Source organism: Rubripirellula tenax (genome assembly GCF_007860125.1).
GTDB lineage: Bacteria > Planctomycetota > Planctomycetia > Pirellulales > Pirellulaceae > Rubripirellula > Rubripirellula tenax.
Genome location: NZ_SJPW01000008.1, coordinates 118,493 through 134,496 on the forward strand (window position 1 = coordinate 118,493; position 16,004 = coordinate 134,496).

The following is a 16,004-nucleotide window of genomic DNA, read 5'->3' on the forward strand; positions in this document are numbered from 1 at the left end:
TCCGCGAAAAGTGTGCGTATTGGATCAGCCTGATGGCCTGCAAGACGCAGTTGTGCGAATGAGCGCTGAATTTGTAGTCGCCACGTCTTCATTTTCGCGATTCGAATGAAATTGGATGTCTGGCACATCGGATGCATTCGATGTCCGATGTACCAATTGTCCATACGCTTCATTGGTTTGCCTGGATTGCACGGGGTAGCGATGCAATGAGGCGTAGCACCGCTTACATTTTTCCTGGAGTCACTACCGTGTCGATTTCCGCAGATTCGAGTTTAAGAACCGATGATGTAGAGAGGTTGGACAGCCCGAATGCTGAAGAACTACGCCTCATCGACGCCTATTGGAGAGCAGCAAACTATTTGTCCGTCGGTCAAATCTACCTATTCGACAATCCGTTGCTCACAAAGCCGCTGTCCGCCGAGCACATCAAGCCGCGATTGCTTGGTCACTGGGGGACCACGCCGGGATTGAATTTTCTTTACGCTCATCTCAATCGCATCATCAAGCGGCGCGACCGGAGCGTGCTGTTTGTCACCGGTCCCGGACACGGTGGGCCGGCTTTGGTGGCGAACACATACTTGGAAGGGACATACACAGAACTTTATCCGAATGTGACCCAAGATACGGAAGGGATGAAGCGGCTTTTCAAACAGTTCAGTTTTCCTGGAGGTATCCCAAGCCACGTCGCGCCGGAAACGCCCGGCAGCATTCACGAAGGGGGGGAACTGGGCTACGCATTGTCGCATGCGTTCGGCGCAGCATTTGACAATCCAGACTTGATCGTCGCGTGTGTTGTCGGCGATGGAGAGGCAGAGACGGGACCGCTGGCGACGAGCTGGCACTCCAACAAATTCTTGAATCCCATCCGTGACGGAGCCGTACTGCCGATACTGCACTTGAACGGATACAAGATCGCCAATCCCACGGTTTTGGCGAGAATCAGTCATGATGAACTGGACCACCTGCTACGCGGATATGGCTATGAGCCTTTCTATGTGGAGGGAAACGATCCGGCGAAGCTGCATGCGATGATGGCTGAAACCTTGGATCGTGTGATGGACGAAATTCAACGCATTCAACAAGTCGCACGACAGAACATTGATCCAACGCGTCCCCGTTGGCCAATGATCGTGTTGCGTACGCCCAAGGGTTGGACATGTCCCCACGAAGTCGATGGTGTTCAAGTGGAGGATAGCTGGCGAAGCCATCAAGTGCCGCTTAGTTCTCTACACGGAAACGCCGACCACATCCGACTGTTGCAGAAGTGGATGAAGAGCTACCGGCCGGAGGAGCTCTTTGATGCGGACGGTCGCCTGAACGTTGAAATCGCCGATCTCGCACCTGTTGGTGATAGACGCATGGGAGCCAATCCCCACGGCAACGGCGGTTTGTTGTTAAAGAGCCTGCGAATGCCTGACTTCCGCAAATATGCGGTTGACGTGCCAAGTCCAGGTGCGGTGAATGCGGAGGCGACTCGCGTTCAGGGCAAGTTCATTCGTGACGTGATGAGGAAGAACGAGTTCCATCAAAATTTTCGCGTCTTTAGTCCTGACGAAAACGCTTCCAACAGGTGGGGAGATGTTTTCGATGCGACGGATCGCGGTTTCGTTGGCGAAATCCTTCCAAGCGACGATCACATTTCGCCCAACGGACGCGTGATGGAAATGCTGTCGGAGCACCAATGCCAAGGTTGGTTGGAGGGCTATCTGCTTACCGGTCGCCACGGATTCTTCAATTGCTACGAAGCTTTCATTCACATCATCGACTCGATGCTGAATCAGCACGCCAAGTGGTTGAAGGTGTGCGAGGACATTCCTTGGCGGCGTCCGATTGCATCGCTGAACTACCTGTTGTCATCGCACGTCTGGCGACAAGACCACAACGGATTCAGTCACCAAGATCCTGGCTTCATCGACCATGTGGTGAACAAGAAGTCCGAGATCATTCGTGTTTATCTTCCACCCGACGCGAACTGTTTGCTGTCGGTAACAGACCACTGCCTGCGCAGCCGCAACGATGTCAACGTCATTGTCGCCGGGAAACAGTCCTCTCCGCAGTGGCTGACGATGGACGAAGCAATCAAGCACTGCACGGCCGGAATTAGCATTTGGCCATGGGCCAGCAATGACCAGGGTGCCGAACCCGACGTTGTGATGGCCTGTTGCGGTGACGTGCCGACGCTCGAAACGCTCGCGGCCGTCGAACTGTTGCGACGATACCTTCCCAACCTAAAGGTACGAGTGATCAACGTGGTCAACCTGATGAAATTGCAGACTCCCAGCGAGCATCCGCTCGGGCTGTCCGATCGTGACTTCGACATTCTATTCACCACGAACAAACCAATCATCTTTGCTTTTCACGGCTATCCATGGTTGATTCATCGACTGACCTACCGTCGCACCAATCACCACAACCTGCATGTACGCGGATACAAGGAAGAAGGAACCACGACGACACCGTTCGACATGGTGGTTCTGAACGATCTTGATCGCTTTCACTTGGTTGAAGACGTCATCAATCGGGTTCCCGCTTTGGGTGCCAAAGACGCCTACGTCAAACAAGCCGTGCGCGACAAACTGATCGATCACAAGCAGTACATCGCGGAACACGGCGAGGACATGCCCGAGGTGCGCGAGTGGGTATGGTCCGGCAAGCGCTCAAACGACTCGACGGGGAACTAGGTCGATCAACCTACTGGTTTTCTAAACGAGGCATCGCCGGACGTTGCTCATGCGAATCCACTCTACGGCGGATTGATTCGATCTGGCGAGATGGTGCGGCGTAGCGAATCAAACGTTTCAGCAGTCCGGGGCATGTGTCCGGCCCCAACATCCACGGGATTCACTCCGATGGATGCCGTGATGATGGGCAACCGCTACGGCTCAATCGACTTTCGAATTCTATCCTACTTAACATCTCAGCCTGGCGTTTCTGCGGCCGATTCGGTCCGCTCGAGAAACGTTCTTGCCGGACAACGGGTGACCTTGGGAGGAATGACCTTTGAATCGCAAGGGCGAAGCAAAAAAGAGTCTACTTGCCCCGACTTGCAAATGGCAAACGGGGAACCAATCGACCGACCTTGGATTGATAGTCGCGGTACTCTTCAAAACGCTTCACCATCGCCAATTCTTCCACGCTTGCCTTACTAGCCAGAACGATTGACAAGCCGATCCAAGCGGCCAATCGCCACCACGCAAATCCACTCAATAGCAACGCCGCAGTAAACCACATCAGCCCTGCGTACATCGGATGGCGGACGACAGCATATGGCCCACTTCGGATTAGCCGAGTGTCTTCATTCGTTGTTGGATGCACGCGAAGCTTGAACAAACCCATCGTCAACCACGCAGACATCGCTAGAACAATGCCCGGCAAAGCGATCAGCATGATCGCCCAAGGAAAGGGAAGCCAGGTTGCCGATAGAACTAAGATCGCGGCAAGAGCAAATTGCGCGACAATTAAGAAGACGTGATACATAAAACGATCAGATCAAGACTGTCTATCAGCCTGTTGAAAAAGGGGGCTGACCCGAATGGCACTTAATCGGCGGCAAGCTATTGCTGGTTCAGGAGTTAGCAGCGATTGACAGCAAGGGGCTTCACTTGCGATGAGTTTGGGTATCTCACCACCTAAACACGCCAAGCATGGAAGCCCCCCGTGTGCTGTCAATCGTTTGATTCGTTTCGTTGTCGAGTCCATCGCGCTCGCCAAAACGGTGACCTCTACTTCGCGTCTTTGATTTCCAGAGAGACTATCGAGTCGGTCTTCGGCGAGGCAACCTCCATTCTCGGCGCGGCCAGAGTCTACAACAACGAATCGGACATCCCCCGGTGACATTGTGGGTGTTCTTGTCGCAGGTCATGAGCATCCACCACGGCTGTGTCTGGCCAGTCGCCAAACTGATCACCTATCGAGTCGCCAATGGGCTGTCAGCGTGCTCGGCTCAAACCGGTGCCTACTGTATCGCCCGCGACAAACTTGACGAGCGGGCCATGCATCGCTTGGTCACCGCGAGCGGTCAAGCCATCGAAGCCACCGCTCCCGATCATTGGCGGTGGTTGGGACACCGAGTCATCACCGCCGATGGTGCGACCGTGACGATGGCCGACACGATCGAAAACCAAGATGCGTATCCGCACCTAACGAGCCAAGCTCCAGGCTGCGGATTCCCGATTGTGCGTGTTGTGGTTCTGTTCGCGTTATCCACCGCAGTCGTGCCCGACATGGCGCTGGGACGGTACAAGGGCAAACTCACTCACGAGGTAAGTCTGTTCAGACAGATTGATGAAATCATCGAAGAAACCGATGTGTTTCTCGCTGATCGTGCGTACGCGGGTTGGTTTGAAATAGCTCGCATGATGCAGCGTGGTGCGCATGAGTGATTTTCGGACCGGTATTCGGTACGGAAAAGACGATCACTCGATCCAGATCGACAAGCCGTCATGCCCGACGTGGATGAGCAAAGAAGAGTACGAAGGCTACCCCGACTTCATCATGATTCGGGAGATCAAGATCCATGTCACCAATCAAGATTTCCGGACTCGCGAGATCATCGTCCACACGTCGTTGGAAACTGACCGGACCGCTACGAACCCAGAGTGCTCAAGCGGCGACCGAAGAAGTGCAAACTCATGCTGAAGTTCAGACGCGAATACAAACCCGGTGAAGCATGAGACTTACGCCGATTAAGTGCCATTCGGGTCAGACCCCTTTTTTAACAGGCTGCTATCCCTCTACCTCAACCTGTTGCCTTAGACGTTGCGCGGCATCAAGCTTTGCATTCTGACGATCGACCTTATCGCGCACGATCAAAACACTGCACATCGCGTGACGCAGAACGTAACGTGATGTGCTGCCCATGAACAACCGCGTCAGCAAACCACTGTCGCTGTCTCCGGTCAGAATAAGATCGCAACCGTGCGTCTCGGCGTATTCGATCAATGCGTCGCCGACGTGACCGCTTTCGACTAAATGAGTTTCGGTATTTAGTCCCATGGCTTGCAACTGTGTCTCAAAATCGAGAATTTGTTGCTGTGCTTCTCTACGAAAGGCCTGCCAATACTTGGACGCCGTTTGTCGAATGTCTTGGCGATAGAGCGTTTCCAGACGAAGCACGCGGACCAGGTGAACTTCGACGTTCGGACGCAACTCAAGTTGCTTCAGCCAATCGATCATTCGGTGATCCTCCGCCGCACCCGATAGCGCAATGATGACCTTGGTTAGCGATGGCGGACGCTCCGAGTCCCGTTTTGGACGAACGATCAAGATGGAGGCGTCGGCATGAGTGGCAACGTAATCGGAGACGCTTCCCAGCAGAACGCGATCGAGTGCAGAGTGCCCAACCGCGCCCAACACGATCAGTTCGGTGTCGGTGCTTTCGGCTACTTTTAGTAACTCCGTCGCTGGTGGACCGACCGGGATGCGCGTGCGAACGCCATGTAGAAAATTCCTGCGAGCAGACTTGCGGATTTCATCTGCCTCGTGTTCGATCCGCTCTTTCACGCAGTTGCGTTCTTCGTCAAGGAACGCACCCAAGTCAGCCGGCATATCGGAAATTCCACTGGACATGAACATGAGCGGCATCACGGCAGACACGATCTCGACATCAATGGGCTTACGAAAAGGGATCGCCATCAGGTACGCAGCAGCCGCTTGGGAATGTGGCGAAGCGTCGTTGGCTAGCAGAACACGCATGATGGGCTCCTTGGTTGGCATTGAACTTGATTCGTGGTCTGCAGTTCAACCACTTCTAACGATGTCATCAAATTCGCAAAGCGGATGCCAACCGAGAAATACCGAATTTAAGTTCCTTGGATCATCCATGCTGTGCAAACCCGCACATCTAGTCGTGCATCAACGCATCATCAAAAGCGGCAATGTAGTTGCTCCTAGCTTTAGTAACTCGGCATGTAGGGATTGGGCTGATACGCCTTGACCTTGAAGTGCGACTGCAGGAGTACCGCTGACTTCTACTGTGAGCAAGCACTCACGAAAATGACTTGCCATCTTGCTCACCAGCGCAAGAACCGAGCGTTGTTTCGCCAGCATGTTCGAGCGCAAGAGCTCGCTAAACCATTCAAGGGCAAGGGATCGAGAGTGAACCAACTGGGCGCATCGCCTGCGAAGCCTTTCGGATCGCATCCGGTTTCCCGGTTGAGTCATCATTGGCTGCATTCGTTCGCTACGGGAATTGATTGCAGATCGAACGTCGAACCACCGACGATCTCAAAAAGACTCAAGTCGCTTCGTTACCCGTTTTCGATCACTTGCTCTATTTAGATTCTGTTTTCCTCGGGCGTGCGAACCCGAGCAGGGACTTCGATCCACTCGGCTTGCTTCGACGCGGTAAACCGACATTAGCCCATGATGAAGCGAAAGCCATCCATCTTCGTGACGGACCGCAATCTGCTTGGCGTTAAGAACGCCACGCAGTTTGATGGACGCTGTTGATTCGACAATGTGCTGGATGTCGAATTGCGTACGTGGCCTAACCCGTCGAATCTGTTGCATCGAAGCCTGCTCGACGAGAATTTAGTGATTGCCATCTGGCCACGCGGTCGTCGCATTTTTGGGTGTTCGATGCCTTTGTAGATCAAGGGCTGAAACTGGAGGGACTAGTTCACGTTGACGTCCATCCGTATTACTGCCCAGATTCGGATGACGTTCCGACAAATGGCTTGAGATCCGAGCTGATCAACTTTGTTGAAGTTGTGCTTTGTGAGAATGTCAGATGTGGGGAGTTGGTCAGCACCGGCTAAACGATGCCGAGCGATCGACGGGCCCACTTGCCCGACGCACGCATTGACCAAAACTACAGGTTCATCCCTGGCTTGCACGTCGTTCCCCGTATAGTTCGACGTGAATCCGAACCGATATTGAATCGTTGGTTGACGAAATCGTCCACAGCCCCTCGAATCTCGTTACCCGAGAATAGGGTTGGATCAGGCTACAGTTTGCCCAACGATTAACAGGTTGAGTCCGATGAAGAATCATTCCGGAACGGATCGTCGCCGATTCAATGGCATCGGTTTACTGATTGGGTCACTGATCGGCGCGTTGTTGGCCATTGTTTGGTTCGCTGTTTCGCTTCAGTCCGAAACTGGTCCCGGACGTTCGGACGTAACGGGTTTCAGCGACGTCGAATCGATCGCACCCTGGGCCGTCGATGGATTCGATCCGACGCTTGCACGTCCCGACTACAGCCCAGTCGACGTGGTTCGGTTGCAGTTGGCGTCGATCCGTGATTCGGAAAAGAATCCGGAGCGATTGGTTGTGTGCTACAGCCTGGCATCACCCGATAACCGGCGAGTCACAGGGCCTTTAAACCGATTTGCCAAACTCTTTGACGACGAACGTTATCGTCCTTTGCTGGGGCACCGATCCGCGATGATCGGACGAGCCCAAATCCGTGATGGCGTTGCTGCGGTGATGACCACTGTCATCGCTGGCGACGGAAACGCCTATGCCTTCCATTTTTTACTGTCGCGTCATTCACCATTCGAGATAGGCATTGGCGCAGAAAGTGCGGTACCGGGGACGACCGATGAAAGGTCGCCGGACGAAGAATCCGAACAATGCTGGATGACCAACGCGGTGATACCGGCACTTCAAGTGGACATCGAGTCGGCTTGAACGTTCTACGCGATACCGAATGCAGACGAATAGGAATGGACCCAGAAAACCCCGACGACGAACGATTGATCGAACTGATCGGGGCCGGCGATAAAGCCAGTCTGCAGCGATTTCACGATCGTTATCGTGACCTTGTGTTCACCGTTGCCTATCGGGTTTGCGGCCAAGAATGCGACGCAGAGACAGTTTTGGTGACCGTTTTTTGGCAAATCTGGAAAAACCCGTCGGCATGGAATCCACAACGTGGTTCTGTGCGTACTTATCTATTATTGCTCACACGCAGTCGCGCTAGAGACTTGATGCGTTCGGAAAACGGACGAGCCAGCAGCGAGCGACGCGCTACCGAAGAACGGTCGCTCCAACATGCTCGTGACCAAACGCAGCTTGACCCGTCGGAACAGGTTGCCGATAAGATGATGGGAAACCGGCTACGAGCGGCGACGGCAACCTTGCCCGACGAAGTACGACAAGCGTTGGACCTGGCTTTCTTTGACGGTCTAACTCATACCGAGATTGCCGATCGTCTCGACATTCCTCTTGGGACAGTGAAGACGAGAATTCGTCGGGGGTTGGCTGAGTTGAGAGAACGATTAGCCGCTACAAAGAACGATTGGTCGAATCCGTGAACTGTGACGAATGCCAAAAACGGCTGGATCTGTACGTGCTGGGGGATCTCGATCCGTCAGCCACCGACTCAGTCACGGAACATCTTCAAACCGGTTGCGTGGCTTGTTGTGAACAGTTGGCGTTAATTGTCGATTCGATCGATTGCCTGATCGAGTCGGCGGAACTGATGTCGCCCCCCACTGACACATGGAATCGGATAGCCGACTCGCTCGATTCCGACGAGTCCCCGCTCGCGAATCTGCATAACGCCGACGGACACGCACAATTGCGACAGCCGTCTCAAATCGATTTGAAGCAAGTCGCGTTCGGCTTGCTGGCGATCGCATGTGGTTTCGCGTTGATGATGTTGACACTTCGTACTTTGATTGACCGCCCGGCATCCAACGCGATCGACCAGCCGTTGGCAAATCGCGATGGCCGCACGCACTTGCCATCGAATCAATTCGGCGATCCGTCGCCGACGAATGTTCAGAATAGCTTACGGCAAGTTTCGTTTCGCGAGCCCAGTCAATCGCGCCACGTTGCCGGCAGCATGTTCATCGATTTCGAAGCCCGGCAGATTCACGTCCACGTCCATATGCAGAAACCACACCACTATGTAGTTTGGTTCATTACCGTCGATGACGAGTGGATCCCGGGCGGGCAACTCGATTCCCTCGACGATGATAACTATGGCAAAGTGTTGAATATTCCCACCACGGACCGCCCTATCGTCTATGCCGCGATCACGATCGAGTCGGCCAACGTTAAATCCGAACGTGACATCGCTTTGGTAAGCGACAAAGTGAACGATCTGATGGGTAAGTCGCTGTAGCGAATTTACCGAGTCGCGTCTTGCCGTTCATCACCAGGCTTGCGAAACCTAGGCAAGGCGATTGCTTTCCAGGCGTATCTGAAGCGAGAATCGACCAAGGGTGGTCGCAAATCAACCAAGGAGTCCCGTCGAGCGCGTCGTGGCCGATCTTTGACCTGCGAGCCATTGGAAGCGCGTCGCCTGCTGACGAGTTACTTGGTTGATACGGTTGCCGATTCGATTGCCGATGATGGATTCGTGAGTCTGCGCGAGGCCATCCAGGCGGCAAACACGAACTCGCTTGTCGGTGACGCCGCCGCTGGTGAACCGGGACTGACGGCAACGGACACGATCCGGTTCGCAGCCTCTCTCGGCGACGCAACGATTCTGTTAGACGGTATTGAACTATCGGTCACCGATTCGCTTACCATTTCGCGCGGAGAAGCTTCTTCGGTCACCGTCGATGGCGGCAATCTTAGTCGTGTCCTCCATATCGGTGCGGGTGCAACGGATGTGACGCTGCGTGATGTGACACTGACAGGCGGACTGGCCGATATCGGTGGCGGACTGCTCTTGGAAAGTTCCGGACGAGTCACCTTGGATGCAGTCAGTGTTTTGGGCAACGAAGCAATCGGTCCCGCCGCCAACCAAGGTGGTGGCGGCATCTTTAACGATAACACGACGCTGACGATTCTTGGTGGGTCGATCGCCGGTAACGTCGCCAGCGGAGCAAGCGGGTCGGGCGGCGGGCTGTTCAGTGCGTCAGGTGACGTGGTGATTCGCAACACCAAAATCGAATGCAACATCGCCAATCGGGCAGGCGGTGGTATCGAACTCGTAGTCGGATCGCTGTTATTGAGCGACGTGACTTTGGGCGGTCTATCCGCCAGCCAAGGGAACGTCGCCGGCCCGGTTGGCACTGCCTCGCCGGGCAACGGCGGTGGCTTTCACGTGACCGGTAATGGCGGAGCAACCGAAACGTTGGTCACATTGACGGGTGGCAGCGTGCTGAACAACGTGGCCGCCACCGAAGGCGGTGGCCTTTGGAATCAAAGTAACGTGACCATGACTGTCACCGGCAAGACGCTTGTCGCGGGTAACCGAGCCCAAGGAGCACTGAATACCCAAGGCGGCGGTGGAATCTTTAACAACGGTGGGCTGCTTGTCTTGAGCGACATTCGTGTCCTCAACAACGCGGCAACCGGCACAGCGGGCGGTGGCGGTGGCTTGGCCACCCGCGGCGGCACCATTTCGATCGATCAATCATTGATCGCTGGCAATTTTTCGGCCGGCGTATCCGGATCGGGTGGCGGAATTCTGGCACTCGGTACCGCTCAAGTGAATGTTGTGGACACGGAAATCAGTGGCAACGTTGCAAGTCGCGCCGGCGGAGGCATCGAAGTGGCAACGGACCCCTCGTCGCGAAACGCATTGACTTTGACCGGCGTCGAACTGAGCGACAACAACGCCGGCGTGTTGGATGACGACGCCACGGCCGCAGCACCTGGAAATGGCGGTGGGTTACACATCACGGGATCCGGCAACGCACTGGTTTCGGAAAGTCTGGTCAGCGAAAACATCGCAGCGAATGAGGGAGGCGGATTGTGGAACGGATCGGGAACATTGATTGTCGAGAACACTCAAATCGTAAACAACATCGCGTCGGGCGCGGCGTCCGATGCTGGCGGTGGTGGCATCTATAATGAAGGGGGAATTGTCTTTGTCAACGATTCGATGCTGGTCGGCAATATCGCCGACGGAACTGCGGGCAGTGGAGGCGGGGTGCTGAGTGCCGCTGGTCGCGTGTCGCTATTCGACACACTGGTTTCGGCAAACGTCGCCAATCGAGCCGGCGGCGGGATTGAATCCACAAGCGGAGCAAGTATCAACTTGGATGGCGCTCGCTTGATCGACAACGTCGCAGGCCCCGCCGGAACGGCGGCACCTGGTAATGGCGGTGCATTGCACGTCACCGGCAACTTAGCGGCGCGCGAAGGCGGCGGATTGTGGAACGACAAGGGAACATTGACGGTCGATGGAACGACGATCACGGGGAACATCGCCCGAGGACCGGCGGCCGACGATGGCGGAGGCGGGGTGTTCAACAACGGCGGCAACTTGGTGATCTCCAACGCGTCGATCGCATCCAAAGTTGCGGATGGGTTGAGCGGAAGTGGTGGCGGAGTATTCAACTTCGGCGGTACAGCGACGATCGCCGACTCATCGATCACGGGTAACGTTGCCAATCGCGCGGGCGGAGGAATTGAAACGACCGCCGGTTCGGAAACCACACTGAACAACGTCAACCTTGACTCGAACAGCGCGGGCGTGACCGGCGATGGCTCCGTCGCCAACCAACCGTTGTTGGAGTACTTGTTTGACGAGATCGGAACTGCGGCGTTTGCGTCGGGGTCGGCTTCGATGGGAGACGGCAGCCCATTCCTATCGCTGACCGACAACAGCGGCAATCCAGCCGACTTGCACGGCGCGGCCGGCAGTGGCGTATCGGGGAAGCCCGGCGACTTTGCATTCGACAACACCAACAGCAGCGGAATCACATCAGCCAGCCATGGACAAAATGCTTCTGATTTCGACGCCATCGACGGACTGAGCGCATTCACATTGTCGGGATGGTTCATGTTGCCATCCACCGCGACCGAGAGCATTGCCCGGCAAGACGCACTCATCGAGAACGGCACGATATAGACACTGGACGAGCCCGGCGGATTTCGATTACGTGGCGGTGCGACCGCAAACTCGGGCACGCTGGAATTGCGAGTCAACCGTGATCAATCGATCGAATCATCGGCCGCATATCCCGAAATCGGTCAATACGTTTACTTCGCCGTGTCGTATGACCGCACTCAGACGACGGACAACGTTAAGTTCTATAAAGGTACGACAATCGGTGGCGTGAACTTGGTCGACACGTTGACGCTAAACGCAGGTGTCGTGAATCAGGAAGAAATTCCCTTGTCGATCGGAGTGACGCGCACCAGTGGGCTGACACTCAATCCGTTCAATGGTCTGCTCGATGATATTCGCATCGACGGCTCGGTGGTCTCGATCGGTAAGTTGGAATCACGACGGTTTGCCGCGACTGGACTCGATGCGGTGATTGCGGCTAATCCCGGCAACGGAGGTGGCTTGCATATTTCCGGCAACGGGGTGGTGCGAATCAATGACGGCACGGTCAGCGGCAACTTCGCTGCGGGCGACGGCGGTGGCTTGTGGAACAGCTCAACCGGAAACCTGATCGTCGACAAAACCGTGATCAACGGAAATTCCGCTTTCGATGGCGGCGGCGTTTACAGCGACGGCGGCAACACCGTGCTGACCGGCGTCACGGTTGCCGACAATCGTGCTTCCGAAAGTGGTGGCGGCGTCTATATCGAAGCCGGCCCGTCGCTGGCACAGAACCTGACTATCACCGACAGCGTTATCGATTCAAACTGGGCCGGTGCGACATCGGCGGGAACAGGCGGCGGAGGAATCTTCGCGGCTGGTTTCTCGGTGTTGACCAACACCGACATCATTGACAACACTGCGATCGAGGGCGCGGCGGACGGCGGCGGCGTGTTGGCCCCTGCGTTATCGGACTTTTCCACCGATGGCGGTGTGATCGCCGGCAACCGATCGGCTCGAGCGGGTGGTGGTGTTGAGAACGGCGGTTTCTTCAACAGCAACGAGGCGATGTTTGGCGGAGCCCTTTTCGGTGACGGTGCGTCTCCGAACACTACCGTTGACCGAACGGTCTTTCGCAACAACATCGCGGCCATCAACGGCGGAGCGATTGCGACGGAAGGCGGATCGTTGTTTGTGGCGGACAGCTCGTTCATGAACAACACGGCTGCTGGTAACGAACCGGGGCTCGGCGGTGGAGCTATCTTTACTGGATCGTCTAACGAGATCATCAATACCGACGTCATCGGCAACTCGGCGTCGAGCCCACTTGGCAACGGCGGCGGGATCCTGGTCGCAGGCGGCGGATCGGGCACATACTTCGGCGGACTGATCCAAGGAAACACCGCCGGTCGCGCCGGTGGCGGTTTCGAAGTGATTGGTCAGATCACAATCGATCAAGGATTCAGCGCAGGAGATGATGTTGCCCTTTCGATCGATAGCAACTTCGCGGGCATCAATGGCGGTGGAGTGCATATCACCGGCACCGGCGATGTTACGATTCGCCGCGCCGCGGTATCGGACAACATGGCCGCCGGAGAAGGCGGCGGACTTTGGAATAGTGCCAGCGGAACACTGACCGTCGACACGGTCACGATTACTGGAAACGTTGCGTCCGGGGAAGCTGCCGATCAAGGAGGCGGCGGGATCTACAACGACGGTGGTACGGTTGTTGTCAACGATACGACCCTAATGGGCAATGTCGCCAACGGAACCGCGGGCAGCGGCGGTGCACTTCTAAGCGTCAGTGGAACGGTCACGTTTGACAACACCAACATCGACGCCAACGGTGCCAACCGTGCGGGTGGAGTGATCGAGATCGTCGACGGCGATCTGACCCTGACCAATTCCGATCTGGTGAACAACGACGTCAACGGATTGATCACCGGCGGCACACCCTCGCCCGGAAACGGTGGTGGATTACACGTCACGGGCACGGCAAACGTCACGATCGACAATGGCATCGTGTCTGGTAATGTTGCGGCCAGGGAAGGCGGAGGACTTTGGAATCAAGCTGGCAGCACACTGATCGTTCGCAACGGGACGCTGATTCAGCTGAACACGGCACTCGGCGCTGCCGCAAACCAGGGTGGCGGTGGTATCTTTAATAACGGGGGCGTCGTCGAGGTAAGTGATGCAATCATCTTATCGAACTTTGCCGACGGAGCGGCCGGAAGCGGCGGCGGAATCCTGAACGTTAATGGCGGTGTGATCACGATTGCGGATAGCGAGATTACGTTGAACATTGCCAGCCGAGCTGGTGGCGGAATCGAAGACATCTCCGTCGCAACAGGCTCGCCGTCGACAGGCAATAGCATCACCTTGGACCGTGTCACATTGGACCGCAACAATGCCGGCGTCGTCACGGGCGGACGCGATGGTGCCTTGTTCTCGTCGCCCGGGAACGGTGGCGGACTGCACGTCACGGGAGCCGGCAATATCGCGATCAGCCAGTCAAACTTTTCGGGCAATATCGCTGCGAACGAAGGCGGCGGGCTTTGGAATTCCGTTGGCGTGATGACAATCGATGCATCCACGATCGCGGAGAACGTTTCCGGCGATGGTGGCGGAATCTTCAACGATTCAACCAGCGGCGATATCGTGCTGACCAATTCGACGATCAGCGGCAACAGCGCGAGCGGTGGCGGATCAACGACGGGATCCGGCGGCGGACTTCGGACTGAAGGCGGCAACGTGACGCTTACCAGTGTCACCATCGCGATGAACACGGCAACAATTGGGGGCGGCTTAAGCATCGCTGCCGGAACAGCCACCATCGAATCATCCATTGTCGCTAACAACTCGGCCACGACGGACGCAGATGTGAACGGCGTCTACATCGATGCGGGCAACAATGTTGTCGGCGGAGATGCGGGGCTGGCGGCGCTCGCCGATAACGGTGGCCCTACCACGACGCACGCATTGTTGGCCAATAGCCTTGCAATCAACAACGGGAATAACGCTGGTCTCGAAGTCGATCAACGCGGTATCGCTCGCCCGCAAGGCGTGAGCGCTGACAGCGGTGCTTACGAGTCGGACTTGCCTGGGCGAACTGCGTCCACACTTCGTCAAGGCGACGTCGACGGTAACGGATCCGTGACGGCGTTGGACGCGCTTCAAGTGATCAATTATCTCGGTCGTAACAGCCGCGTTGCTACTGGCGAAGCAGCCGGCGCCGAATCGGGAAGCACTCGTGAACTCGACGTCAACGGCGATGGTCGCGTCACGGCACTGGATGCACTGATGATCATCAACACCCTGGGACGAACGGACGGATCGTCGGAAACCGATGGCCAACCGGCAACAACGTTGGGGACTAGCGAAGCAATCGCCATCGATTCGGTACTCGATCAACGGCGTCGCGTGATCGACGACTTGTTGTTGGAGCAGCTCGCCGTCGACGCTTTCACCGCGCGAACGGCAAGATGAAATGAGCCAAGCAGCACCAAAACCAAATCATCCTTCTAAAACCCAAAGTGCGAGTCATCCAATGCGTCAAATATTTTGTACCCTAGTCTTGCTGGCAGTCGCGATCTTCACCACACCATCTCAAGCCGGCGTGATCAGCGAATTTCAGCCGGATCAACCCGGAATTGACGGGCTGCAACAACGGATCGAGTTGAGCGGAGTTGCGGGAATGAGCTTCACAGGATTCGTACTTGGTATCGGCGGCGAAGCGATGCGATTCGGTACGGTCGACACAGTATCCTCGGTGTCAGGAACATTCGATACGAACGGTTTGTTGGTTGCGACAATCGCCGATCTGATAGACCCATCGCACACCATCGTTCTTGTCACCGACTATGACGAATCGGCCGGTCCGACCGACATCGACACCAACGACGACGGGATTGCCGACAACCTGAGTCGCCTGATCGGGATTCAAGATGCGATCGGCATTTCCGACTCCACAACCGACCTGTTCCGACTGTACGGTTCGCAGCTCGGCGGCCAAGACTTCAACTTCACCGGTGACCAACCGCAATTGGTTTTTCGTGACGCCTCGGTCGGCGACTGGTATGCGATCAACAATCCGGCCAACGGCCAAGTTTTTGACATCAACGCGAATGATGTAGCGGCGAGCATGAACTTCAACGGTGACCCATTCAATCCGTCATTCGGTGCAATCAATCCGTCGCTGGTGAACGCCGTACCAGAACCGTCCACGGGCCTGACGTTCCTTGGACTAGCCGTCGTTGGCTTCCTTTCCCGAGTTCGGCGTCAAAGCGGGCGTTCGACGAAGCGTTGAAGCTTCGGCAATCCAGGGATT

Annotated in this window: 12 protein-coding genes; 10 read left to right on the forward strand and 2 right to left on the reverse strand. The window is 56.0% G+C overall.

All coding sequences use genetic code 11. The annotated features are described in order from the left end of the window. Positions 1-254 precede the first annotated feature (254 nt). Together Poly51_RS26535 and Poly51_RS31925 are read left to right on the forward strand one after the other, a co-directional pair. Entirely contained in the window at positions 255-2,681 is a 2,427-nt protein-coding gene (locus Poly51_RS26535) for a phosphoketolase family protein (RefSeq protein WP_390621812.1), read from the forward strand. Positions 2,682-2,771: 90 nt separating this feature from the next. Next, positions 2,772-3,149: a hypothetical protein gene (locus Poly51_RS31925; protein WP_390621813.1), complete on the forward strand. Its 378-nt coding sequence runs from the start codon at positions 2,772-2,774 to the stop codon at positions 3,147-3,149. Here Poly51_RS31925 and Poly51_RS26545 read toward each other — a convergent pair. Beyond that, positions 3,031-3,477 carry a methyltransferase family protein gene (locus Poly51_RS26545; RefSeq protein WP_146461850.1) on the reverse strand — a complete coding sequence of 149 codons (447 nt, stop codon included), beginning with the start codon at positions 3,475-3,477 and terminating at the stop codon, positions 3,031-3,033. The genes Poly51_RS31925 and Poly51_RS26545 overlap by 119 nt on opposite strands. Before the next feature lie 353 nt (positions 3,478-3,830). Here Poly51_RS26545 and Poly51_RS26550 point away from each other — a divergent pair, with 353 nt between their 5' ends. Together Poly51_RS26550 and Poly51_RS26555 are read left to right on the forward strand one after the other, a co-directional pair. Beyond that, positions 3,831-4,382 carry a hypothetical protein gene (locus Poly51_RS26550; RefSeq protein WP_146461852.1) on the forward strand — a complete coding sequence of 184 codons (552 nt, stop codon included), beginning with the start codon at positions 3,831-3,833 and terminating at the stop codon, positions 4,380-4,382. Next, on the forward strand, positions 4,375-4,638 hold the full coding sequence (locus Poly51_RS26555; RefSeq protein WP_146461853.1) for a hypothetical protein: 264 nt from the start codon (positions 4,375-4,377) through the stop codon (positions 4,636-4,638). Before Poly51_RS26550 ends, Poly51_RS26555 begins: the two co-directional genes overlap by 8 nt. 87 nt (positions 4,639-4,725) lie before the next feature. Here the strand turns inward: Poly51_RS26555 and Poly51_RS26560 are convergent, their stop codons facing one another. Beyond that, positions 4,726-5,694, reverse strand: coding sequence for a universal stress protein (locus Poly51_RS26560; RefSeq protein ID WP_146461854.1), 969 nt, complete (start codon positions 5,692-5,694; stop codon positions 4,726-4,728). Positions 5,695-6,981: 1,287 nt separating this feature from the next. Here Poly51_RS26560 and Poly51_RS26565 point away from each other — a divergent pair. From Poly51_RS26565 to Poly51_RS26590, 6 genes are all read left to right on the forward strand, one after another. Continuing rightward, positions 6,982-7,632 carry a hypothetical protein gene (locus tag Poly51_RS26565; RefSeq protein ID WP_146461855.1) on the forward strand — a complete coding sequence of 217 codons (651 nt, stop codon included), beginning with the start codon at positions 6,982-6,984 and terminating at the stop codon, positions 7,630-7,632. A gap of 35 nt (positions 7,633-7,667) precedes the next feature. Then, positions 7,668-8,258: a sigma-70 family RNA polymerase sigma factor gene (locus tag Poly51_RS26570; RefSeq protein WP_186775833.1), complete on the forward strand. Its 591-nt coding sequence runs from the start codon at positions 7,668-7,670 to the stop codon at positions 8,256-8,258. Further along, on the forward strand, positions 8,255-9,073 hold the full coding sequence (locus Poly51_RS26575) for an anti-sigma factor (RefSeq protein ID WP_186775834.1): 819 nt from the start codon (positions 8,255-8,257) through the stop codon (positions 9,071-9,073). The genes Poly51_RS26570 and Poly51_RS26575 overlap by 4 nt, the downstream gene beginning before the upstream one ends. A 165-nt stretch (positions 9,074-9,238) precedes the next feature. Beyond that, on the forward strand, positions 9,239-11,758 hold the full coding sequence (locus Poly51_RS26580) for a beta strand repeat-containing protein (protein WP_146461858.1): 2,520 nt from the start codon (positions 9,239-9,241) through the stop codon (positions 11,756-11,758). Positions 11,759-11,824: 66 nt separating this feature from the next. After that, entirely contained in the window at positions 11,825-15,163 is a 3,339-nt protein-coding gene (locus Poly51_RS26585) for a beta strand repeat-containing protein (protein ID WP_146461859.1), read from the forward strand. A 61-nt stretch (positions 15,164-15,224) separates the two neighbouring features. Then, a complete protein-coding gene (locus Poly51_RS26590) occupies positions 15,225-15,983 on the forward strand; it encodes a PEP-CTERM sorting domain-containing protein (RefSeq protein ID WP_186775835.1) in 759 nt (252 codons plus the stop codon). The last annotated feature ends 21 nt before the right edge of the window (positions 15,984-16,004 follow it).